The organism is Rhodococcus sp. 1R11 (assembly GCF_004563845.1).
Lineage (GTDB): Bacteria > Actinomycetota > Actinomycetes > Mycobacteriales > Mycobacteriaceae > Rhodococcoides.
In genome coordinates, this window is sequence record NZ_SPNG01000007.1 from 289705 (window position 1) to 315993 (window position 26289).

The 26289-nt window shown below is 65.5% G+C and carries 2 protein-coding genes; both read left to right on the forward strand.

Annotated features, from left to right (window positions below):
* Window positions 1-369: 369 nt before the first annotated feature.
* Complete coding sequence (locus E4P29_RS25945) at window positions 370-528, forward strand: hypothetical protein (protein WP_167735486.1); 159 nt, start codon at window positions 370-372, stop codon at window positions 526-528.
* The coding region (locus tag E4P29_RS15080; RefSeq protein ID WP_135045860.1) for a non-ribosomal peptide synthase/polyketide synthase at window positions 529-26289 on the forward strand (25761 nt) is incomplete at its 3' end. It abuts the gene before it with no gap.

The following is a 26289-nucleotide window of genomic DNA, read 5'->3' on the forward strand; positions in this document are numbered from 1 at the left end:
GTAACAAGCTTCCCGAAACAATCGATGCCCACTAGGACTACCGCACAAAAGAACTTCGCCGATGTTGTATCTTTGTAAGCCGCTGGAGGTGTTGGAGGTCCAGGATGCGGCCGCCGTCGTCCCCCCGAACGCCGCCTCGGTCACGATGTCAGGGGAGCGAACAATCGGCATCGATGCCGCGTCCGGATCGAGCGCCTGACAGGGAGGGGGAACCGTGTTCCTGAGTTCATGGACACCGTCGATCGGCTCTAGTTCGCGTGGGGTTCCCGCGATGCAGCCCGCCCGGTGAAAACGGGGGTCTTCCCTGTTTCAATCCGACAAGCTCCAGGCGACGAATCCAAACAGCCCCACAACCGCCATCGAGTGTGTGTGGACCGATACGAACGCAGACCAGAACGGACGCCAGAATTGCTCAATCGCGCGCAGACGCCGCCGCGGCCGGAGATCTCTCATCAGGCCGAAGGCTCCGATTCCACGGGTTCGACGTCGGCTTTTGCCGGTGTCGCCGTCCCGCCGAAAGGCAAGTGAATGCGCGCAGTGACCACCGGCGGCTCTCAGGTCCCGCCGACCGGAACAGGGTTCGACAATGCCTTCCCGCTGTCCTCAGCGCAGCGCGGAATGTGGTTTGCGCAACAACTCGCGCCTGACGTCGCTGTCTGTATCGCCCAATACGTCGATCTGCGCGGACCACTCGACATAGCGGTGCTCCAGGAGGCGTCGGCCCGCGCCGGGCACGAGTTCCAGTCGGCCTACCTACGCCTGGCCCAGGTCGACGGGGAGCCGGTTCAGACGGTCGACCACGGCATAGATCAGTCGGTGCACTACCTGGATCTTCGCGGCGAAGACGATCCGATGGCGTCGGCGCTGGCGTGGATAGACGAGAACTACGTCAAGCCGGTCGACATGGAGAACGATCCGCTCGTCGACAGCTGGATCCTTCAGGTCGAGGACGAGCGCAACCTTTGGTACAGCAAGATCCACCACGTCGCCCTCGACGGCTACGGTGCCATGACGCTGGTCCAGCGCACCGCCGCGCTCTACACCGCTGCGGTCGAGCAGGTCGTACCCGAGCCGAACAAGGCAGCCGAACTTCGGCGACTGTACGACCTCGATCAGGAGTACCGGACGTCCACTCGTTTCGAGACGGACAAGGAGTACTGGACATCGCGGGCCGCGGGCATCCACGACGGTGCCACCCTGTCCAACACACCAGGTCGTACCATCGCGGCCAGCAAGCTCCGCAGTGTCGCACTGCCCGCTGACGTCGTCACCGAACTCGAAGCGTCGGACTCGACGAAGGGCGGGACGGCCGCCGCGGTGTTCATCGCTGCATTCGGCTGTTACCTCTCGCGCATGACCGGGCGAGAAGACGTCCTGGTCAACATCCCTGTGTCCGCGCGCACCACGGCCCTCCTCCGTCGATCCGGCGGAATGTTGGTCAACGTCGCACCCATTCCGATGCGCGTCTCCGAGAAGGCCACCGTCGGTGAACTCGTACAGCAGGTACAACTCGAGCTGATGGGTGCGTTGCGGCACCAGAGGTTCAGCATCGAAGACATCCGGCGCGAGTTGGCAGCCACGGGAAGCGACAAACAACTCGCCGGCCCGATGGTCAACATGATGCTGTTCCATCAGCAGATTCAGCTCGGCTCGATCGTCGGCGAATTCAACATCGTCACGTCCGGCCCGGTCGAGGACCTCCTGGTCAACGTCTATCAGAGTGGCACTCCCGCAAGAACTTTCGTCGATTTCCGGGCAAACCCCAACCGCTACGACGACAACGACCTGACGGCGCATCACTCCAGTTTCGTCGACATGGTCACCGAATTCATCGCGTCCGGCCCGGACGTGCCCGTCCTGCAGGTGCATCCCGACAGCGCCCTCGAAGGTCGTCGCCGCCGCCGCGCTGCGGCGCACGTGGCCCATTGGGTCGATCGACTGGCCGATGCACCGGACGTGCTGGCGTTACCGACCGACCGTCTCCGGCCTTCTCGCATCGGACATGTTCGAGCGTCCCACGAGGTTGCCCTCGGGTCTGCAGCGTGGGATGCGGTGAGCCGACTCGCCGACGACAGCTCGACCACCCCGTTCGTCGTGCTCGAATCCGCTGTGGCCGTTCTCCTTTCACGTCTAGCTTCCACCGACGACGTCTCGATCGCAGTACCCTCCGGCCGCGGCGAGACGGTTGTGCTGCGCACCCGCCCCGACGGCCGCCAGCCGTTCGCGGACTTCGTCGGTGCCACCGCGGCAGAGTTCGTCGATGCGTCCGCCCACGCCGATGCCACCTTCGCCGAGATAGCCCGAGCACTCGGCTCGGCCGAAACCGGCTCGCACAACCCCCTCGCCCAGGTCGCGCTCCGCTTCGGGGAGTCTCCGCTTCCGCGCGACGGAATAGATTTCGATCTCGTCGTCACCGTTCACGAGTCCGAATCTCCGCATGTCGTAATCGATTACGCCACAGAACTGTTCGATGCCGGCAGTGTCGCTCAGATCGGTCGTCGTCTGGTGCGCATCGTCGACGCACTGACGAGTGACCCACAGCGTGCCGTCGGTGACGTGGAGTTGCTCTCCACCGCCGAACGTGCGCGTCTGGCTCCGGTTCGTGGTCCGCGTTCGGTGGCGGGTGTGGTGTTGCCGGAGTTGTTGGCTGGTGCGGTCGGTGTTGCTGGTGTCGGTGGTGTTGCGGTGGTGTCGGGTTCGCGGGTGCTCTCGTATGGGGAGTTGGATGCGGCGTCGTCGCGTTTGGCGCGGGTGTTGATGTCGTGTGGTGTGGGTCCGGGGTCGTTCGTGGCGTTGGCGTTGTCGCGGTCGGTGGAGTCCGTGGTGGCGGTGTGGGCGGTGGCGAAGGCCGGTGGTGCGTTCTTGCCGGTGGATCCGAATTATCCGGTGGATCGGATCGAGCACATGTTGGTCGATTCCGGTGCTGTGGTGGGTGTGACGTTGGGTGCGCATCTGGATGCGGTGTCCGGTGTGGGTGGGGTGTCGTGGGTGGTGCTCGACGATGCCGATGTGGTTGCGGATCTGGCGTTCGCTTCGCCTGCTCCGGTGTTGGATGCGGAGCGTTCGGGTGTGTTGCGTCTCGATGATGCGGCGTATCTGATCTATACCTCGGGGTCCACTGGTGTGCCCAAGGGTGTGGTGGTCACTCATCGTGGTGTGGGGAACTTGGCTGCCGAGGAGCGGGTTCGGTTCGGTGTGGGGCCGTCGTCTCGGGTGTTGGCGTTCGCGTCGCCGAGTTTCGATGCCTCGATTCTCGAGTTCGTGTTGGCGTTCTCGGGTGGGGCGACGATGGTGATTGCGCCGGCGATGGTGTTCGGTGGGGTGGAGTTGGCGTCGTTGCTCGCCGAGGAGCGGGTCACGCATGCGTTCGTGACTCCGGCGGCGTTGGCGTCGGTGGATCCGGTGGGGTTGGATTCGGTGGAGGTCGTGGTCACCGGTGGTGATGTGTGCGCGCCGGAGTTGGTGGCGCGGTGGGCGCCGGGTCGGCGGATGTTCAATGCGTACGGTCCGACGGAGGCGACGATTTTCTCGTCGATTTCGTCGGCGTTGGTGGTGGGGGAGTCGGTCGATATCGGTTCGCCGACGATCGGTTTCGCGGAGGTGGTGTTGGATGCGCGGTTGAATCCGGTGCCCGTCGGTGTGGTGGGTGAGTTGTATCTGGCGGGTCCGGCGTTGGCTCGTGGGTATCACGCGCGGTCGGGGTTGTCGGCGGAGCGGTTCGTGGCCAATCCGTTCGGTGGTGCGGGTTCGCGGATGTATCGCACCGGTGATGTGGTGCGGTGGAATGCCTCGGGTGCGTTGGAGTATGTGGGGCGCAGCGATTTTCAGGTGAAGGTGCGCGGTTTCCGCATCGAGTTGGGTGAGATCGATTCGGTGTTGGCGGCGGTGTCGGGTGTCGATTTCGTGGTCACTGTCGGGCGTGAGTCCGCGGCGGGGTCGACGGTGTTGGTGTCGTATGTGTTGCCGGTGGCCGGTGCGTCGTTCGATGCCGGTGTGCTGCGTGATCATGCGGCGTCGGTGCTGCCTGCACACATGGTTCCCTCGGCGTTCGTGATGTTGGAGTCGATCCCGTTGACTCCGGCCGGCAAACTCGACCGCAAAGCCCTCCCCGAACCCGAACTCGGTTCCCAGAGCGCAACGGAGTCGCCGGAAACCGAGTACGAGGCGGCTGTGGCTGCCGTGTTCTGCGACGTACTGGAGCTCGATCGCGTCGGCGTCACCGACAGCTTCTTCGATCTCGGCGGAAACTCCCTTGTCGCAACACGTTTGATTGCACGCGTCAACGCAGCTCTGGGCACGGATCTGCGAGTTCTCGATCTTTTCGAGGCCTCGACGGTTCGCACCCTCGCCGACCGTGCGGAGTCGACGGGCGCATCGCTGCACCGTCGCCCAGCACTGGTTCCCGCCGATCGGCCGGACTCCGTTCCGCTGTCGCTGGCGCAACAACGCATGTGGTTCATCAATCAGTTCGATGCATCCTCGCCTGCGTACAACATTCCTCTTCTCGTTCGCCTGACGGGCCGGCTGGACGTCGATGCGATGTCCGATGCCGTCGGCGACGTGCTGACTCGACACGAGTCGCTGCGCACGGTGTTCCCCACAGTGGGCGACCTGCCGAACCAGGTGATACTGCCGCCCGAGAGCGTCACCGGATCGAACCTTCCGCTACGTGTCGTCGATGTGGAGGCCGAGGACGTCGACGCACTCGTACGCACTTCTGCCACAACGGGATTCGACGTCACCGTCGATCTGCCTTTCCGGGCGGTCCTGTACCGCACCGGCGCGGAGAGCTTCGTGCTCTCGATCGTGGTCCATCACATCGCGGCCGACGGTGCTTCGATGGCACCGCTCGCCCGCGATGTCATGGTCGCCTACAGTGCTCGATCCGCGGGTTCGCAGCCCACGTGGACGCCACTGCCGGTGCAGTACGCGGACTTCGCGCTGTGGCAGCACGCGGTACTCGGCGACGAGAACGACCCCACGTCGGTGGCGGCACGCCAGATCGAATTCTGGAAGTCTGCGCTGACCGATCTGCCCGACGTACTACCGATGCCGCTCGATCGACCGCGGCCCACCCGTCAGTCGATGCGCGGAAGCGTCACCCCGTTCACCATCCCGGCCGATGTCGCAGCTCGCCTGTCTTCTGTTGCTGCCGAACACGAGTCGACCCTGTTCATGGTGGTGCACTCCGCTCTGGCCGTGCTCCTCGCGCGCCTGAGCGGCACCCAGGACATCGCCATCGGCACCCCGATCGCCGGCCGAGGGGACGCAGCACTCGACGATCTCGTCGGAATGTTCGTCGGAACCCTCGTTCTCCGCACGCAGGTCGAGCCACAGGCCAGCTTCGCCGAACTGCTCGCCGGCGCTCGTAGCTCCGACCTCGCGGCCTTCGACAACACCGACATTCCGTTCGAGCGGCTCGTGGACGTACTCGATCCCGCCAGGTCCACCGATCATTCACCCCTGTTCCAGGTGCTCCTCGAGTTCCAGAACAACGCCACCGCTGTGCTCGAGCTACCCGAACTCGTCGTCGAATTCGAGGAGATCGGTACCGACACTGCGAAATTCGATCTGCAGCTTCGGGTCGACCAGGAACCGGTCGACGAGTCCGGAGCCCTGTCGGCGTCGTTCACGTACGCAACGGATCTGTTCGATCCCGAGACCATCGACCGTTTCGTCGACCGGTTCCTGAGGATCGTCGCGACCATCGGCAGCTCGACGGACGTTCGTAACGGCGACATCGACATTCTGTCCCCGGCCGAACGAGAACTCGTACTGTTCGAGTGGAACGACACCGCACGTCTCATCGAGGATCCGGTCCACCGACAGCTCCACACCGGGACCGTCGAGATGACTCTGAGCAGTCTGTTCGACCGTCAGGTGCTGCGTGGTCCGTACTCGACCGCCCTCGTCTTCGAGGACGAGCACATCACCTACCTGGAGCTGGACGAGCGCGCCAATCAGCTTGCGCGGCATCTCATTTCACTGGGCGTAGGGCCCGAGTCCCACGTCGGGCTCGCGATCCGACGTTCGATCGATCTGCTCGTGGGTATGTACGCGATCGTCAAGGCCGGCGGTGCCTATGTACCGATCGACCCCGATCACCCGGTCGAGCGATCGTCCTACGTGCTGTCGAGCGCTCAGCCGGTGTGCATTCTCACCACGAGCCGCGATTGGATCGACATCGCGGTCGCCACTCCTGTTCTCGCAGTGGATCTTCTCGACGTCTCCGATCGCGACCGCTCCTCGATCACCGACCAGGACCGCCTCGGAAGCCTGCACGGAGCCAACACGGCCTACGTGATCTACACCTCCGGCTCCACCGGCCGACCCAAGGGCGTCGCCGTCACGCACTCGGCCATCGTGAATCGACTGCTGTGGATGCAGGACGAGTACCACCTCGAGCCCGCAGACACGGTGTTGCAGAAGACTCCGGCCACGTTCGACGTATCGGTGTGGGAGTTCTTCTGGCCGCTACAGGTCGGTGCCAAGCTCGTCGTGGCGGAGCCCGACGGCCATCGCGACCCGGTGTACCTGTCGAAGATCATCGCGGCCGAACACATCACCACGGCGCACTTCGTGCCGTCGATGCTCGCGGTGTTCGCAGCCGGAGCTCGGGCCGCGGACTGCGTGTCACTCCGGCTCGTCTTCTGCAGTGGTGAGGCACTTCCGCCCGCCACCGCGGCGCAGTTCGCTCAGTTCTCACAGGCCGACCTGCACAACCTCTACGGTCCTACCGAGGCGGCCGTGGACGTCAGCTACTACCACGTCACCGGCGACGACGGCGTGTCGATTCCCATCGGGTCACCAGTCTGGAACACCCGTCTGTACGTGCTCGACGCGTCGCTTCGACCGGCGCCGATCGGTGCTCCCGGCGAGCTGTACCTGGCCGGAGTTCAGCTCGCTCGCGGCTATGTCGGGCGCGGCGATCTCACCGCCGATCGCTTCGTCGCCGATCCCTTCGGAGAGCCGGGCGAGCGTCTCTACCGCACCGGCGACCTGGTTCGTTGGCGCGCCGACGGCGAACTCGAGTACATCGGCCGTACCGACTTCCAGGTGAAGCTGCGTGGTCTGCGTATCGAGCTTCCCGAGATCGAAGCGGTGTTGCTGCGCTCGGAGTCCGTCGCCCAGGCAATCGCTCTGGTGCACAAGGATCCGAACACCGGCGAGACGTTGGTGGCCTACGTGGTCTCCGCGTCCGGTCATGCGGTCGACTCGGCCGAGGTGATCGCCGAAGCCGGACGTCGGCTGCCGGGGTACATGGTGCCCTCGCATGTGGTCGTACTCGACTCACTTCCTCTCAATGCCAGCGGCAAGCTCGACCGAAAGGCGCTGCCGGCCCCCGAATTCACCGTTGCTGCGTCCGAATTCGTCGGACCGGAGAATCCGGTCGAAGAGATCGTCGCGGGCGTCTTCGCGGATCTGTTGGGCGTCGCACAGGTCAGCGCGACCTCGAGCTTCTTCGAGATCGGCGGCAACTCGCTGATCGCGATGCGCCTCGTCGCACGCGTCAATGCCGCCCTCGGAACCGACATCGGCATCAGAGATCTGTTCGATTCGCCGACTGTTCGATCGCTGTCCGCGGGCATCGACGTCAGCACACAGGACTCCGCACCGACGCCTCGGTTGGTGCCACAGGAACGGCCCGCGGTGGTGCCGCTGTCTCTGGCACAGCAGCGGATGTGGTTCATCAATCAGTACGACACCGAGTCGGCTGCCTACAACGTCGCATTCGCGATGCGCCTGAGCGGCATCCTCGACGTCGACGCGATGCGCTCTGCCATAACGGACGTGCTCACACGCCACGAGTCTCTTCGAACGATGTTCCCGCTCACCGACGACGGCCCCGTGCAGTCCGTCCTCGACGTGGCATCGGCCGTGCCGGATCTGACTCCGGTTCCCGCTGACGGCGACCGGCAGGTCGCCGAGCTCATCGGCGCCGTCGCCGGTGCCGGCTTCGACGTCGTGGCCGATGTTCCGTTGCGCGTACGCCTGATCCGTCAGGACGAGAACGAACACGTACTCGTCATGGTGGTCCATCACATCTCCTCCGACGGCTTCTCCAGCGCGCCGCTCGCCCGCGACCTGATGGTGGCCTACAGCGCCCGAGCTGCAGGTCATGCGCCGAGCCAGGAACCGTTGCCGGTCCAGTACGCCGACTACGCGCTGTGGCAGCGCCGTTTCCTCGGCGAGGAATCCGATCCCGACTCCCTGATGGCGAAGCAGGTGACGTACTGGGTCGACGCGTTGGCGGGTAGCCCGGAAGTGCTGCCGCTGCCTACCGATCGCCCGCGTCCGGCAGTGGCGTCCTTGCGCGGCGACACCGTCTCGTTCGCGATCGATCCTGCTGTGCATGCTCGGCTCGTCGCCGTTGCTGCCCAGCACAATTCGAGTTCGTTCATGATCGTGCACGCCGCACTGGCCGTGCTGCTGTCACGGCTGTCCGGCACCGAGGACATTTCGGTCGGCACACCGATCTCCGGTCGAGGCGATGCCGCACTCGACGAGCTCGTCGGCATGTTCGTCAACACGCTCGTTCTCCGTACCCAGGTGCCCGGGTCCACTCCGTTCGAGGATCTGTTGGCGGATGTGCGCACCGTCGACCTGGCGGCCTTCACCCACGCGGACGTGCCGTTCGAACGGGTCGTCGACGCCGTCGACCCCGCCAGGTCCACCGCTCACGCCCCGTTGTTCCAGGTGATGCTCGAGTTCCAGCACACCGATCGACCGACGGTGACCTTGCCGGGGCTGTCGATCGAGGGCATCGAGCTGCCCAACGACATCTCCAACTTCGACCTGCAGCTCACAGTTTCCGAGGAGTTCGACGCTTCCGGGAACCCGGTCGGCATCGAAGCCAGCTTCCGTTACGCCACAGAACTGTTCGATGCCGACACCGTGCGCGTCATGTCCGATCGTCTGGTGCGGATCCTCGACGCTGTGACGGCCACGCCGTCCGTTCGCGTCGGCGACATCGACATCCTCTCGACCGACGAGTACACCGCTTTGGCTCCGGTTCGTGGTCCGCGTTCGGTTGCGGGTGTGGTGTTGCCGGAGTTGTTGGCTGGTGCGGTCGGTGTTGCTGGTGTCGGTGGTGTTGCGGTGGTGTCGGGTTCGCGGGTGCTCTCGTATGGGGAGTTGGATGCGGCGTCGTCGCGTTTGGCGCGGGTGTTGATGTCGTGTGGTGTGGGTCCGGGGTCGTTCGTGGCGTTGGCGTTGTCGCGGTCGGTGGAGTCCGTGGTGGCGGTGTGGGCGGTGGCGAAGGCCGGTGGTGCGTTCTTGCCGGTGGATCCGAATTATCCGGTGGATCGGATCGAGCACATGTTGGTCGATTCCGGTGCTGTGGTGGGTGTGACGTTGGGTGCGCATCTGGATGCGGTGTCCGGTGTGGGTGGGGTGTCGTGGGTGGTGCTCGACGATGCCGATGTGGTTGCGGATCTGGCGTTCGCTTCGCCTGCTCCGGTGTTGGATGCGGAGCGTTCGGGTGTGTTGCGTCTCGATGATGCGGCGTATCTGATCTATACCTCGGGGTCCACTGGTGTGCCCAAGGGTGTGGTGGTCACTCATCGTGGTGTGGGGAACTTGGCTGCCGAGGAGCGGGTTCGGTTCGGTGTGGGGCCGTCGTCTCGGGTGTTGGCGTTCGCGTCGCCGAGTTTCGATGCCTCGATTCTCGAGTTCGTGTTGGCGTTCTCGGGTGGGGCGACGATGGTGATTGCGCCGGCGATGGTGTTCGGTGGGGTGGAGTTGGCGTCGTTGCTCGCCGAGGAGCGGGTCACGCATGCGTTCGTGACTCCGGCGGCGTTGGCGTCGGTGGATCCGGTGGGGTTGGATTCGGTGGAGGTCGTGGTCACCGGTGGTGATGTGTGCGCGCCGGAGTTGGTGGCGCGGTGGGCGCCGGGTCGGCGGATGTTCAATGCGTACGGTCCGACGGAGGCGACGATTTTCTCGTCGATTTCGTCGGCGTTGGTGGTGGGGGAGTCGGTCGATATCGGTTCGCCGACGATCGGTTTCGCGGAGGTGGTGTTGGATGCGCGGTTGAATCCGGTGCCCGTCGGTGTGGTGGGTGAGTTGTATCTGGCGGGTCCGGCGTTGGCTCGTGGGTATCACGCGCGGTCGGGGTTGTCGGCGGAGCGGTTCGTGGCCAATCCGTTCGGTGGTGCGGGTTCGCGGATGTATCGCACCGGTGATGTGGTGCGGTGGAATGCCTCGGGTGCGTTGGAGTATGTGGGGCGCAGCGATTTTCAGGTGAAGGTGCGCGGTTTCCGCATCGAGTTGGGTGAGATCGATTCGGTGTTGGCGGCGGTGTCGGGTGTCGATTTCGTGGTCACTGTCGGGCGTGAGTCCGCGGCGGGGTCGACGGTGTTGGTGTCGTATGTGTTGCCGGTGGCCGGTGCGTCGTTCGATGCCGGTGTGCTGCGTGATCATGCGGCGTCGGTGCTGCCTGCACACATGGTTCCCTCGGCGTTCGTGATGTTGGAGTCGATCCCGTTGACTCCGGCCGGCAAACTCGACCGCAAAGCCCTCCCCGAACCCGACTGGTCCGCTCAGGTCACCTCGGGACGCGACGCCGACAATGCCGTCGAGAAGACGCTTGCCGGTTTGTTCGCCGAGGTGCTCCGCCTCGATCGCGTCGGAGTCGACGATTCCTTCTTCGCGCTCGGCGGAGACAGCATCATGTCGATTCAGCTCGTCTCCCGAGCGAAAGCGGCCGGGCTGGCTCTGTCGCCGCGAGATGTGTTCGAGCACAAGACCGTTGCGGCACTGGCCGAGGTCGTCGCCGCCGGCGACGGGACCGTTCCGCTCGTGCTCGACGAGCTGCCCGGCGGTGGCGTCGGAGTCGTCCCGCTCACCCCGATCGTGCACTGGATGCTCGACCGCACGTCGGTACTCGACAAGCACACACAGACTGCCGTGCTGACTCTGCCGTCCGATATCGAGCTCGACGTTCTCGAAGCAACCGTTCAAACCGTGCTCGATCACCACGACATGCTCCGTGCAGTTCTGCACCGTGCCGGAGAGCCGTCGATGGAGGTACTCCCGATCGGTTCCGTGACGGCGCAGTCCGTCGTCCGCCGGGTGGAGTCGAACAGTGTTCGGGGACCGGAGTTCTCGGATCAGGCCAGGTCGGAAGCCGCTGCAGCAGTGGATCGTCTGGCACCCGATGCCGGTGTCATGATTCAGATGGTCTGGTTCGACGCCGGCTCCGAAGGCAGCCGACTGCTCGTCGTCGCGCACCACCTCGTGATCGACGGCGTCTCGTGGCGAATTCTCGTGCCCGACCTCGCGTCGGCGTGGGCTCAGATCATCGGCGGCAGCACACCGGAACTGGCCCCGGTCGGTACCTCGATGCGTCGTTGGGCGCACGGCCTGCGTGAGGTCACTGCAACACGTTCGGCCGAGCTCGCAGTGTGGCGCGATGCGCTCGCCGAGCCCGATCCGCTGATCGGTTCGCGCGCACTCGACCGCGAGATCGACGTCTACCGAACGGTGGACAAGGTCGAGGTGACCCTGACGACCGATGTCACCGAGGGCCTGTTGACGGCTCTGCCGGAGGCGTTCCACGGCAGCGTCAACGACGGTCTGCTGGCCGCTCTGGCTCTGGCGACCGCTGTGTGGCGACGCAACCGCGGTGTCGTCGTGTCCGACGCACTCATCTCCCTCGAGGGCCACGGCCGTGAGGACCATGTGGTTCCGGGGGCCGATCTCAGCCGCACCATCGGTTGGTTCACCACCATCTACCCACTTCGACTGACCCTCGACGGGATCGACCTCGACGACGCTCTCGCCGGCGGGGACGCGGCAGCAGCGCTGGTCAAGTCCGTGAAAGAGCAGCTGCTCGCCGTTGCCGATCACGGTATCGGGTACGGCATGCTCCGCTACCTGGACGAGGAGGCCGGTGCGACGCTGCGTGACTTCCCGGCACCCCAGGTCAGTTTCAACTACCTCGGTCGATACAGCACCGACGTTCCGGACGAGCTCCGCGGACACGGCTGGCTCCCGGTCGACGACTCCGGCGTCGGCGATTCCCAGGACGAGGACCTGCCGGTCGCCGCTGCACTCGACATCAACGCGGTCACCACGGCGACACCGACCGGACCTCGGTTGGAGGCGACCTTCGCATTCCCGACCGGCGTGCTCGACGCCGACGAGGTCATCGAACTCGCCGAGTTGTGGAAGCAGGCTCTCACCGTACTGACACAGCTCGCTCAGCGACCGGGGACCGGCGGTTTCACCCCGTCCGATCTCGATCTGGTGAGCCTCGACCAGAAGTCCATCGACGATCTCGAGCGGGTGTACCCGACTCTCGACGACATCTGGTCGATGACGCCTCTGCAAGCCGGTTTGCTCTTCCATGCCGAACTGTCGGATCAGTCCGTCGATGCCTACATAGTGCAGCTGGTTCTCGACCTCCGCGGGGAGGTCGACGAGGCTCGCTTCCGCCGCGCTGCCCAGGCTCTACTGCGACGCCACGCGAACCTTCGCACGGCGTTCGTCCACAACAACGACGGCGAATCCATCCAGATCGTGCATCACGACGTCGATGTGCCGTGGACCTCGGTCGATCTGTCGTCGCTGAGCGTCGACGATCGCGCAGCCGAGCTCGAGCGAATCGAACACGACGACCGCGCAACGCGATTCAACATGGCACAGGCGCCGTTGTTGCGCTTCATGCTCGTGACGCTGGCCCCGGGCGAGTGGCGTCTGGTGATGACCAACCACCACATCCTGCTCGACGGATGGTCGACGCCGCTGCTCCTGAAGGACCTGCTCACGCTCTACGTCGTGGACGGCGACGACGCCGTTCTTCCGCGCGTACCTGCGTACCGCGACTACCTGTCGTGGTTGTCGCGGCGTGATCACTCGGCAGCTCGTGCGGCATGGACGGAAGCCCTCGCGGGTCTCGCCGAACCCACCCTGCTGACGCCGGTCGAGAGCCGTCGCCAGGAGTCGACCTTGGCCGGCCGCGCGTTGGTTTCCCTGGACACCGAGCAGACCGAACGACTGCGCAGTCTCGCGCGGGCACGCGGCATCACGATGAACTCGATGGTGCAGGCCTCATGGGCGATGGTGCTGGGCACGTTGACCGGTCGCACGGACGTCGTGTTCGGTGCCACCGTCTCGGGACGTCCGCCGGAGGTCTCGGACATCGAGTCGATGGTCGGTCTGTTCATCAACACGCTGCCGGTGCGCATCGTGCTCGATCCGGCCGAGACACTCGGCCAGTACCTCGATCGGGTGCAGGCCGAACAGGCTGCGCTGCTCGATCACCACTACCTGGGCCTGACCGATATCCAGCGTGCCGTGGGTCCCGCGGTCGCGTTCGACACGCTCACCGTGTTCGAGTCGTATCCGATGGATCGTGCGGGTCTGTCGGCCGAGACCGATCTCGCCGGCATGCACGTACACGACGTGCACGACGGCAGCGACACCGCGCAGTATCCGCTGACCCTGGTCGCGATGGTCGACGACCGATTGCACATCGAAGCCAAGTACCTGCCCGAGCTGTTCGAGCACAGTGTCGTCGTCGCAACCGTCGACCGAATCGTGCGTGTTCTCGAGGCGGTCGCGACCGACACCGACCGACGGGTCGCATCGCTGTCGCTGCTGTCCTCGGACGAATCGAACAGGCTGTCCCCGGTACGTGGTCCCGCTTCCACGACCGAGCGCCTCCTGCCGGACATCCTCACCGATGCTGCTGCCCGCAACCCCGGTGGTACGGCGGTGTGGAGCGCAGGTCGGACATTGACCTACACCGAATTGGACACTCGGTCGTCCGCGCTTGCGCGTGCGTTGATCGCCCGCGGAGCAGGTTCAGAAACCGTTGTGGCACTTGCGTTGCCGCGCTCCATCGAATCGATTCTCGCAATTTGGGCCGTGGCCAAGACCGGTGCGGCCTTCCTGCCGATCGATCCGAGTTACCCCCGTGATCGAATCGAGCACATGCTGGTCGACTCCGGCGCGTCCATCGGCGTCACGTCGACCGAGCACGTCGGTGCCGTCGAGGGTCTGGGCTCGGCGACGTGGTCCGTCCTCGACCACGACGACACTCGCCGCGATCTCGCGAACCGCTCGACCGCGCCGGTTCTCGACTCCGACCGCACTCGACCGGTACACATCGATCAGGTCGCGTACTTGATCTACACCTCCGGTTCCACCGGAGTTCCCAAGGGCGTCACCGTCACTCATCACGGCCTGGCCAACCTGGTCGAGGAGGAACGGTCTCGCTTCGAGGTGACTCCGAACGCTCGGGTTCTCGCGTTCGCGTCACCGAGCTTCGATGCATCCATTCTCGAGCTGGCCATGGTGATCTCGGGTGCCGCCACGATGGTGATCGCACCCACCTCCGTCTACGGCGGCGTGGAGCTCGGCGAGCTCTTGGAACAGCAGCACGTCACGCATGCGTTCGTGACTCCTGCGGCCCTCGCATCGGTGGACCCCGACGGTCTGACCGAACTGAGTGTCGTTGCAACCGGCGGCGACGTGTGTCCGCCCGAGCTCGTCGCACGGTGGGCACCGGGCCGGCGCATGTTCAATGCGTACGGCCCCACGGAGGCCACCATCTTCTCCTCCGTCAGCGACCAGCTGCACGTGGGCTCGCCGATCGACATCGGTTCGCCCACAATTGGTTTCGGTGAAGTAGTGCTGGATTCGCGTCTGCATCCGGTACCGGTCGGTGTCGCAGGAGAGCTCTATCTCGCCGGCCCCGCCCTGGCGCGTGGCTACCATTCGCGATTCGGTCTGACCGCCGAGCGTTTCGTCGCGAACCCGTTCGGCGAGCCCGGCGAGCGGATGTACCGAACCGGCGACGTCGTGCGGTGGACCGAGTCGGGCACCCTCGAGTACGTCGGACGCAGCGACTTCCAGGTCAAGGTGCGCGGTTTCCGTATCGAGCTCGGCGAGATCGACGCGGTGCTGACCGATGATCCGACAGTCGAATTCGCTACGACGATCGGTGTCGACGGACCTTCCGGAAACACGATCCTGGTCGCCTACGTTCTCCCACGGCCAGGCCACGAAATCGATGTGCCGACGCTGCGCACTCGGGCGTCGAGTTCACTTCCGACACACATGATTCCGACGGCATTCGTCGCTCTGGAGTCGATCCCGCTCACGCCTGCGGGCAAGCTCGATCGACAGGCGCTGCCCGCCCCGGATCTGCACCTCGGCAGCGACTCGCGCGCTCCACGCAACGAGACCGAGCGGATCATCGCCGACATCTTCGGCGAGGTTCTCGGCGTCGACAGCGTCGGCATCGACTCGAGCTTCTTCGATCTCGGCGGAGACTCGCTGAGCGCCACCCGTCTCACTGCCCGGGTGAACGCAGCCCTCGACACCGCTGTCAGCGTTCGCGCGTTGTTCGAGGCACCCACGGTCGAGTCGTTGGCGGTGCGAGTGCACAGCAACCCGGCCGGTTCCGCGCGCCGACCGGCGCTCACTGCGAAGCCTCGCCCGAGCTCGATTCCGTTGTCGATGGCTCAGCAGAGAATGTGGTTCATCAACCAGTTCGACGTCGACTCGGCCGCCTACAACATCCCGCTCGCGGTTCGATTGACCGGCCGTCTCGACATCGAGGCAATGAACGCTGCGATCGGTGACGTGTTGGCGCGGCACGAGTCGCTGCGCACCGTGTTCCCTTCGCACGGCGATCGCCCCGAGCAGCACATCCTCGGCACCGACGCGGCGACGACCGATCTGCACGTCGTCGACGTCGATGCCACCGAGATCGTCACCGCGATCTCGTCCGCTGCCGCCCGCGGATTCGACGTGTCGAAGGACCTGCCCTTCCGGGCCGTTCTGTACCGGACGGCACCCGAGGATTTCGTGCTGTCGATCATCGTGCATCACATTGCCGCCGACGGCGCGTCCATGGCACCGCTGGCCCGAGACGTCATGGTGGCGTACGGATCTCGCGTGTCGGGAGTAGCTCCGATGTGGGCACCGCTCGACGTTCAGTACGCCGATTTCGCGATGTGGCAACGCTCGGTCCTCGGCGACGAATCCGACCCGAGCTCGGTGGCAGCACAGCAGCTCGAGTTCTGGAAGTCCACTCTCGCGGATCTACCCGAGCTGCTGCCGCTTCCCCTCGACCACCCTCGCCCGGCACGGCAGTCGATGCGCGGCAACAGTGTTCGGTTCGAGATCGAGCCAGACGTCCACGCCGGTCTGGTGGACCTCGTCCGTGCGAACGACGCGACCGTGTTCATGGCCATGCATGCAGCATGGTCGATCCTCATGGCTCGCCTCAGCGGGACCGAGGACATCGCAGTCGGCACGCCCATCGCCGGGCGTGGCGACGCGGCGCTCGACGAGTTGGTCGGCATGTTCGTCGGGACGCTGGTTCTGCGCACCGAGGTAGCGCCAAATCTCTCGTTCACCGAGCTGCTCCGCCGGACCCGTACGGCGGACCTGGCGGCGTTCGACAACACCGACGTGCCGTTCGAGCGTCTCGTCGACGTCCTCGATCCGGCCCGTTCCACCGATCACTCGCCGTTGTTCCAGGTACTGCTCGAATTCCAGAACAACACCTCGGCGGCACTGGAGCTACCCGAACTCACGGTCGAGGCCGTCGACATCGACGCCCACGTCGCGAAGTTCGACCTCCAGCTGACCGTCGCGGAACGGTTCGACGACTCCGGCGCTCCGGCAGGTATGACCGCTGCGATCACCTATGCGGTCGACCTGTTCGACGAGACCTCCGTGGACGAGTTCTCGACTCGATTCGGCGCCGTCCTCGCCGGCGTGACCACCGATCCCGATCGCGCTGTCGGCGACATCGACATCCTGTTGCCGGGTGAATTCGACGCCATGGCCCGGCAATGGAACCACGACGGACACACGGCGACCGATGCGACACTGGCCGACCGCTTCGCCGCTGCCGCGGCGCAGTTCCCCGAAGCACAGGCAGTCGTGTTCGGCGATCGCTCGCTGACCTACGCCGAGCTGGACGACCGCTCGAACCGACTTGCACGAATCCTCGTGGCTCGGGGTGTGACGTCGGAGTCACTGGTGGCGGTTGCAATGCCGCGCACCGAGGAGCTGATCGTTGCTCTGCTGGCGGTCGTCAAATCCGGCGGCGGCTACCTCCCGATCGACGTCGGCTATCCGGCCGACCGGCTCGCCTTCATGCTCGACGACGCGTCACCGGTCTGTGTGATCTCCACCGTCGCCGACAGTGCATCGGTGCCTGCTTCCGATGTCGAGATGCTGCTGCTCGATGCACCCGAAGCGGTCGCCGAGCTGGCAAGCGTGTCCGGAGCCCCGCTGACCGACGCCGACCGCATCGGCACCACCGATGCCGATTCGATCGCCTACGTCATCTACACCTCGGGTAGTACCGGACGTCCCAAGGGTGTGCAGATCGCGCACCGTAATGTGGCGACGCTGTTCGCGAACACCACGGATCTGTTCCACTTCGACGACCGCGACGTGTGGACCATGTTCCACTCCTACGCGTTCGACTTCTCGGTGTGGGAACTGTGGGGACCACTGCTGCACGGCGGCACTCTCGTGGTCGTCGACTACTACACCGCACGCTCGCCGGAACTGTTCCGCGAGTTGCTGATTCGTGAGAAGGTCACGGTTCTCAACCAGACACCGACGGCGTTCTACCAGTTCGCCGAAGCCGATCGTGTGGCAACCGCGGCCGGTGGATCCGCCGACGGATCGGACGCACTGTCGCTGCGGTACGTCATCTTCGGCGGAGAAGCACTCGATCTCGGGCAGCTCGGTCGCTGGTACGCACGGCACGAGGAGACCTCGCCGACCCTGGTCAACATGTACGGCATCACCGAGACGACGGTCCACGTGAGCCACCTGGCTCTGACCGAGCAGTTCGCGGCGTCCGCTTCGGCCAGCGTCATCGGCCAGGCGATCCCGGCTCTGCGTGTCGCAGTGCTCGACACCCGTCTCAATCCTGTTCCGCCCGGCGTCGTGGGGGAAATGTACGTCTCCGGGGCACAGCTCTCTCGCGGCTACCTCGGCCGAGCAGGGCTGTCCGCAACGCGTTTCGTTGCCGACCCTTCCGGCGATGCGGGTGCGCGTATGTACCGCACCGGTGACACCGCCAGGTGGAACCGCGATGGGGCTCTCGAATATCTGGGTCGAAGCGACATGCAGGTCCAGTTGCACGGCTTCCGTATCGAATTGGGCGAAATCGAAAGCGCGCTACTGGCATTCGACGGGGTAGCGGCTTCCGTGGTCGCTGTCCGCGACGACGGTTTCGGTGACCGTCTGATCGGCTACGTCGTGGCCGAGGCCGGTCGCGCACTCGACCATGCGGCCGTTCTCGACTTCGTGGGCAACTCGTTGACCTCGTACATGGTGCCCGCAGCGTTGATCGTCCTGGACGAGCTGCCGCTGACCGCCAACGGCAAACTCGATCGCCGCGCACTCCCGGCACCGGACTTCTCGGCAAACGTCACCGAAAGCCGTTTGCCTGCAACCGAAGTCGAATCGATCCTGGCCGGTCTCTTCGCGGACGTTCTCGGGCTCGACAGCGTCGGCGTCGACGATTCGTTCTTCGCACTCGGCGGCGACAGCATCATGTCGATCCAGTTGGTCTCGCGCGCCAAGGCGGCCGGGCTGGTGCTGGCTCCCCGCGACATCTTCGAGCGCAAGACCGTGGCCGCTCTCGCCGAGGTTGCTGTTCTCGGCGGCGACGCCGTGGTGCTCGAGGAACTCGACGGTGGGGGAGTCGGCCCGATGCCGCTCACCCCGGTCGTGCGGTGGATGTTGGACCGCAGCACCGAATTCGGCCGTTACACCCAAACAGCGCTGCTCCAGCTTCCGGTCGGCATCGAGCGCGAGACGCTCGAACGCACGGTGGCAGCGGTGCTCGATCGTCACGACATGCTGCGTGCGCGCCTCTACCAGGACGCGGACGGGGAGTGGCACGAGGAAGTGTCTCCGGTCGGAACAGTCTCGGCTGCGAGCGTCCTTCACGCGGTCTCGGTCGAATCCGTCGACGGCCCCGAATTCTCCGTCGTCGCCGCGGCCGAGCTCGACGCCGCTGCCGATCGCCTGGTTCCGGCCGACGGCGTCATGGTGCAGATGGTGTGGTTCCAGAGCCCCAGTGGCTCGGGTCGACTGCTCGTGGTCGCGCACCACCTCGTGATCGACGGCGTGTCCTGGCGCATTCTGGTTCCCGACCTCGCGACGGCATGGAGTCGGATCGTCGCCGGCCAGGAGCCTGGATTGGCTCCGATCGGTACGTCGATGCGTCGGTGGTCCACCGGACTCACCGAGGTCACGGCCGTCCGAACCGACGAGCTCGGACTGTGGCGTCGGATCCTCGACGGAGCCGACCCGACTATCGGTTCTCGCCCGCTCGACAAGAGAATCGACGTCGACGCCACCGTGCAGCGTGTCCGCACGTCCCTGCCCGTCGAGGTCACCGAGCGCCTGTTGACCACCGTCCCGGAGGTGTTCCGCGGCAGCGTCAACGACGGCCTGCTGGCCGGTTTGGCTCTGGCCCTGACGGCGTGGCGTCGCGAACGCGGCGACGCGGTGCGGGACGCTCTCGTGACTCTCGAGGGCCACGGCCGCGAGGACGCGGTGGTACCCGGTGCCGATCTCGGTCGGACCGTCGGCTGGTTCACCACCATCTTCCCCGTACGTCTCGATCTCGGGTCGCTCGACGTCGCCGACGCTCTGGCGGGCGGTGCGTCGGCCGGTGCCCTGGTCAAGACCATCAAGGAACAGCTGCTCGAGATCCCCGATCACGGCATCGGCTACGGCATGCTGCGGTACCTCGATTCCGCTGCAGCCGAGGCTCTGTCCGGCTTCGCCGCCCCACAGGTCAGCTTCAACTACCTCGGCCGGTTCTCCACCGGATCCACCGAAGGCATGGACGACGTGGGTTGGATCCCGGTGGCCGACGCAGAGCTCGGCGACGCGCAGAATCCGGACATGCCGGTGCCTGCGGCGCTTGACATCAACGCTGTCACCACCTCGACCCCCGACGGCCCGCAGCTCGACGCGACGTTCGCCTTCCCCGCGGGCGTTCTCGACGCCGACGAGGTCGGCAGGTTGATCGAACTGTGGACGCAGGCCCTCACCTCGATCACCGAGCACGCCTCGGCCGACGGTGCGGGCGGTTTCACGCCGTCGGATCTCGAGCTGGTCGATATCGATCAGACATCCATCGATGCTCTGGAAGAGCAGTTCCCGAATCTCGACGACGTGTGGTCGTTGTCGCCACTGCAGGCCGGCTTGCTGTTCCACGCTCGCCTGGCCGGCGAAATCGGCAGTGCCGGTTCGGGTGTCGACGCGTACATGGTTCAGCTGGGCCTCGAGCTCCGGGGAACCGTCGATGCAGCGCGGATGCATACTGCCGTCGACAAACTGGTCTCTCGCCATCCCAACCTGCGAGCAGCGTTCGTACACAACAGCAATGGCGAGTCACTGCAGATCGTGCAGAGCTCGGTCACGGTTCCGTGGTCCGAGATCGATCTTCGGGGCGAGCCCGATGTCGAGGTGGCCCTCGAAGCAGTTCTCGAGGCAGACCGTGCGGTGCGCTTCGAGATGAACCGGGCGCCGCTGCTGCGCTTCACGCTCATCACCCTGGCCGACGATCACTGGCGTCTGCTGTTGACCAACCACCACATCCTGTTGGACGGGTGGTCGACGCCACTGGTCGTCAAGGAACTCATCACGCTCTACGTCACCGAGTCCGACGACTCGATGCTGCCGCGCATTCCTGCCTACCGGGATTACCTGGCGTGGATGCGCCAACGCGACGTGGCGATCTCCACTGCGCAATGGGTAAGTGCGATGGCCGGCGTGGAAGAACCCACGCTGTTGGTCACCGACGATCGTGGCCGGCAACTGTCCACAGTCTCGCAGGAGACCGAGCGGTCGTTGTCCGTCGAGACCACCGCGGCACTGCGTGACTTCGCTGCTCGCCGTGGATCTACCCTCAATACCCTCGTCCAGACCGCATGGGGCGTCGTGCTGGCCACCCTCACCGGACGCGAGGACGTCGTGTTCGGTGCGACGGTGTCGGGTCGTCCGCCGGAGGTTCCGGGTATCGAGGGCATGATCGGGCTGTTCATCAACACCCTGCCCGTCCGGGTCACGCTCGACCGGAGCGAAACGCTGGGTGCACTGGTCGATCGGGTTCAGGCCGAGCAGGCATCGCTGTTGGATCACCACTACCTCGGCCTGACCGATATCCAACGCGCAGCGGGTGCAGGCGTGGCTTTCGACACCTTGACGGTGTTCGAGTCGTACCCCGTCGACCGGGCCGGTGCTTCTGCGGCAACCGATTTCGCCGGTATGCAGGTCACCGACATTCTCGGAACCGACGCAGCGCACTACCCGCTGACTCTGGTCTCGTCGGTCGACGAGCGCCTGAACCTGAAGGCGAAGTACCTGCCGGAACTGTTCGACGTCGATGCCGTGCACGCCATCGTCGATCGCGTCGAGCGTGTCCTCGACGCCGTGCTCGAGGACGAACAGCAGCCACTGGGACGGCTCAGACTGCTCGGCGACGCCGAGTTCGCCTCGCTGGCACCGGTGTTCGGACCCGATGGACGCTCGGCCCGGCTGCTTCCGGAGATCTTCTCCGACGCTGCCGCGGTGAACCCGGACGCCATCGCACTCCGCAGCACCGACGGCGAAATGACGTACCGGGAGTTGGACGGTCGGTCCAACCGACTCGCTCGAATTCTGCTGGGCCACGGCGTGCGCACCGAGACCTTCGTGGCACTCGGCATCGCACGATCGATCGAATCGGTGCTGACGGTCTGGGCCGTCGCAAAATCCGGCGCGGCATTCGTTCCGGTGGATCCGAACTACCCGGCCGATCGCATCGAGCACATGTTGGCCGACTCCGGAGCAACGTTCGGCGTCACAACCCGCGCCCATCTCGACGACCTGCCGTCGACCGTCCCCTGGATCGTCCTCGACGATCTGGCGACGGACGGCCCGAACGCATTCAGCGACGAGCCGATCGACGCCACCGAGCGGAACGGACGCATCGCCTTCGAGAGCGCGGCGTACACCATCTACACCTCGGGTTCGACGGGTGTGCCCAAGGGTGTCGTCGTCACGCACTCCGGTCTCGACAATTTCGCAACCGAGCAGCGCGAGCGATACCGAATCACGAAAGATTCACGCACACTGCACGTCTCGTCCCCGAGCTTCGATGCATCCGTGCTCGAGTACCTACTGGCCTTCGGCGTCGGTGCGACGATGGTCATCGTGCCGCCCACCGTGTACGGCGGCAACGAACTCGCGGCACTGTTGGCGGCGGAGTCGGTCACCCACGGCTTCATCACCCCGTCGGCTCTGGCGTCGGTCGACCCGGCAGGGCTCGACACGTTCGCCGACGTCGTCGTCGGCGGCGAGGCCGTACCGGCCGAGTTGGTCGCGAAGTGGGCCCCCGGCCGGAATCTGTACAACGGCTACGGTCCGACCGAGGCCACGATCATGTCCAACATCAGCACGCCGATGACTGCAGGTGAGACCGTCTCGATCGGTGGTCCTGTTCGCGGCGTGTACGAGGTGGTGCTCGATTCACGGCTGCAGCCGGTTCCTGTCGGCGTCGCAGGTGAGCTCTATCTCGCGGGTGTCGGACTCGCCCGCGGTTACCACGATCGATCGGGCCTGACGGCGGAGCGATTCGTCGCCGACCCGTTCGGCGCACCCGGTGCGCGGATGTACCGCACCGGAGACGTGGTGCGGTGGTCGCACAACCTGACCATCGAATATGTCGGTCGAAGTGATTCGCAGGTCAAGGTTCGCGGCTTCCGCATCGAACTCGGCGAGATCGACGCGGCGCTCGCATCGCATCCGTCCGTGGACTTCGCCGCGACCTTCGGCACTCCGGGTCCGTCGGGAGCGACCGTTCTGGTGTCGTACGTACGAACCACCGAGGGCGCGGCGGACGCGTTCGATACCGGTGTCCTGCGTGACCACCTGGCCGGCATGTTGCCGTCGCACATGGTTCCCGCAGCCATCGTCGTGCTCGACGCCATTCCGCTCACGCCGGTCGGAAAACTCGATCGGTCCGCGTTGCCGGTGCCCGAGTTCGGGTCGGCGACGTCGTACCGCGAGCCGAGCACGCCGGCAGAGCTCACCGTGGCCGCCGTGTTCGCCGAGATTCTCGACGTCGATCGGGTCGGTGCCGACGACAGCTTCTTCGAGCTCGGTGGCGACTCACTCAGCGCCACCCGTGTCATCGCTCGCGTCAATGCCGAACTCGGCACCACGATCGGTGTGCGCACGATCTTCGAGATGCCGACGGTCGCCGGATTGGCGAGCGCGGTCGGCGCTACGCCCACACGGGCGCAGCGTCCGAATCTCGTTGCGGCACAACGTCCTGATCACATCCCGCTGTCTCTTGCACAGCAACGCATGTGGTTCATCAACCAGTTCGACACCACCTCGGCGGCGTACAACGTGCCACTGGTCGTCAAGTTGACCGGGCAGCTCGATACTGCGGCCCTCGCCGCGGCAGTCGTGGACGTCCTCGAGCGGCACGAATCGCTGCGCACGACGTTCCCGGACGGACCGGACTTCCCGGTCCAGCTCGTACATCCGGCCGTCGAGGTAGCTCCGGTGGTCGAGCCGAAATCGATCGATGCCGGTGTGCTGACCGACCGGGTGGCGCACCTGGCAGGTCGTGGATTCGACGTGACCACCGAGATTCCGGTGCACGTCGAGCTGTTCCACGTCGTCGGTGCCGATACCGATGCCGAGCCCGTCTTCGTACTGGCGATGGTGGTGCATCACATCGCGGCCGACGGAGCCTCGATGGCACCGCTGGCACGAGACGTGGTGCTCGCGTACTCGGCGCGCACCGCGGGAGGAGCGCCGGGCTGGGAGCCCCTGCCGGTGCAGTACGCCGACTACACGCTGTGGCAGCGTTCGTTGCTCGGTGACGAGAAGGACGAGTCGAGCGTGGCCGCGGCCCAGCTCGAGTACTGGTCGACAGCGCTCGCAGGTCTACCCGATCTGCTGCCGTTGCCCACCGATCGCCCGCGGCCCACCACGCAGGATTTCCGGGGTGGCCGGGTTCGCTTCACCGTCGACGCCGAGATCCATCGGGCACTCGTCGAGATCACCCGCGAGCAGAACGTCAGTATGTTCATGGTGTTGCACGCCGCGTTCGCGGTTGTGCTGGCGCGCCTGAGCGGTACCGACGACATCGCGATCACCACTCCGGTGGCAGGGCGCGGCGACGCGGCACTGGACGATCTCGTCGGCATGTTCGTCAACACCTTGGTGTTGCGCAGCCGGATCGACGACTCCACCTCGTTCGTGGATCTGCTCATGCAAGTGAAAGCACACGACCTCGACGCCTTCGATCACACCGAGATGCCGTTCGAGCGCATCGTCGAGGTGCTCAATCCCACGCGATCGACGGCGTATGCACCGCTGTCGCAGGTGGCGTTGTCGTTCCAGAACAACGAGAAGGCGTCACTCGAGCTACCGGATCTGCGCGTGGAGGGTTTCGACTTCGACGTTCCCGTGGCCAAGCAGGATCTGCAACTCCTGGTGTCCGAGACCTTCGACGACGACGGGCGGCCGACCGGATTCGAGGCAGCGTTCGATTACGCCACCTCGCTGTTCGATGCGGCCACCGTCGATGCGATCGCGGCTCGACTGGTTCGCGTGCTCGACGCCGTCGGCAACGATCGACTCGCCGCGGTGGGGGATATCGACATCCTCGGTGCCGACGAGAAGCAGGCTCTGGCACCGGCTCGCGGGCCGGCCGACGTCGCGCTGCGAACGTGGCCGGAAATGCTTGCCGCATCGGTGGCGCTCGACCCGTACGCGGTCGCCGTCACGTATCGGGGCGTGAGCCTGTCCTACGCCGACCTCGACAGTTGGTCGAACCGAATCGCGCGAATGCTCATCGACTACGGAGTCGGACCGGAAACGTTCGTCGCCTTGGCACTGCCTCGGTCCATCGAGTCGGTTCTGTCGGTGTGGGCGGTCGCCAAGACCGGTGCGGCATTCTTGCCGGTCGACCCGAACTACCCGGCCGACCGCATTGCGCACATGCTCGAAGATTCGCGTGCGGCAATGGGATTGACCGACGTCGACAGTCGGCAGTCGCTGCCCGACACCGTGCCGTGGCTCGTTCTGGACGATCCCGAGACGTCATCGGAGCTGTCTCGCTATCCCGTGGCCGCAGTCGCCGATGCCGAGCGCACCGCGACTCTGCACCTCGACCACCCGGCGTACCTGATCTACACCTCGGGTTCGACCGGTCGCCCGAAGGGCGTCGCAGTGCGGCACCGGGGCCTGGCCAACCTGCAGGCCGAGGTGATCGACCGATTCCGTCCCACCCGGGATTCGAGGGTGTCGCACATCGCCTCGCCGAGTTTCGACGCGTCGGTGTACGAGCTCACGATGGCGTTCGGCGTCGGTGCCACCGTGGTGATCGTGCCGCCGGGAACGTTCGGTGGCAGCGAACTGGCCGACCTGCTCGAATCGGAACATGTCACGCACGCGTTCCTGACTCCGGCGGCGTTGTCCTCGATCGACGAGACCCGTCTGGGCACCGTCCGCGTCCTCGCCGTCGGCGGCGAGGCCTGCACTCCCGAGCTGGTGGCGAAGTGGGCACCGGGCCGCAAGATGTTCAACGGCTACGGTCCGACCGAGACGACCATTCAGGCGAGTGTCGGCGGTCCGTTGATGCCAGGCGGCACGGTGGACGTCGGCCGGCCGGGTACCGGATTCCGGTTCCTCGTGCTCGACGCACGTCTGCGGCCTGTCCCGGCCGGGGTGTCGGGCGAGCTGTACATCGCAGGCCCCGGTACGGCACGCGGTTATCTGCGACGGTTCGGGCTCACGTCCGAACGCTTCGTCGCAGACCCGTTCGGTACCGCCGGTGAGCGGATGTATAGAACCGGTGACGTCGTGCGCTGGGGGAGTACCGGTGTGCTCGAGTTCGTGGGACGCAGCGACTTCCAGGTCAAGGTCCGCGGATTCCGTATCGAGCTCGGCGAGATCGACTCCGCGCTCACCGATCACGACGAGGTCGGCTTCGCGGCGACCATCGGTCACAATGCGGCGTCGGGAGATACGGTTCTCGTGTCCTACGTCCTGCCGGCCGAGGGTGCATCGGTGGACGTCGAGGCATTGCGCGACAGTGTCGCGACCGTGCTTCCGCGCCACATGGTCCCGTCGACCATCATCGAACTCGCCGACATCCCGCTCACTCCGGTGGGCAAGCTGGATCGACGCGCGCTTCCGGTGCCGGAACTGACGGTATCGACGACTCCGTATCGGGCACCGAGCACCGATCTCGAAGCAGCCGTTGCCGACGCGTTCGCCGAG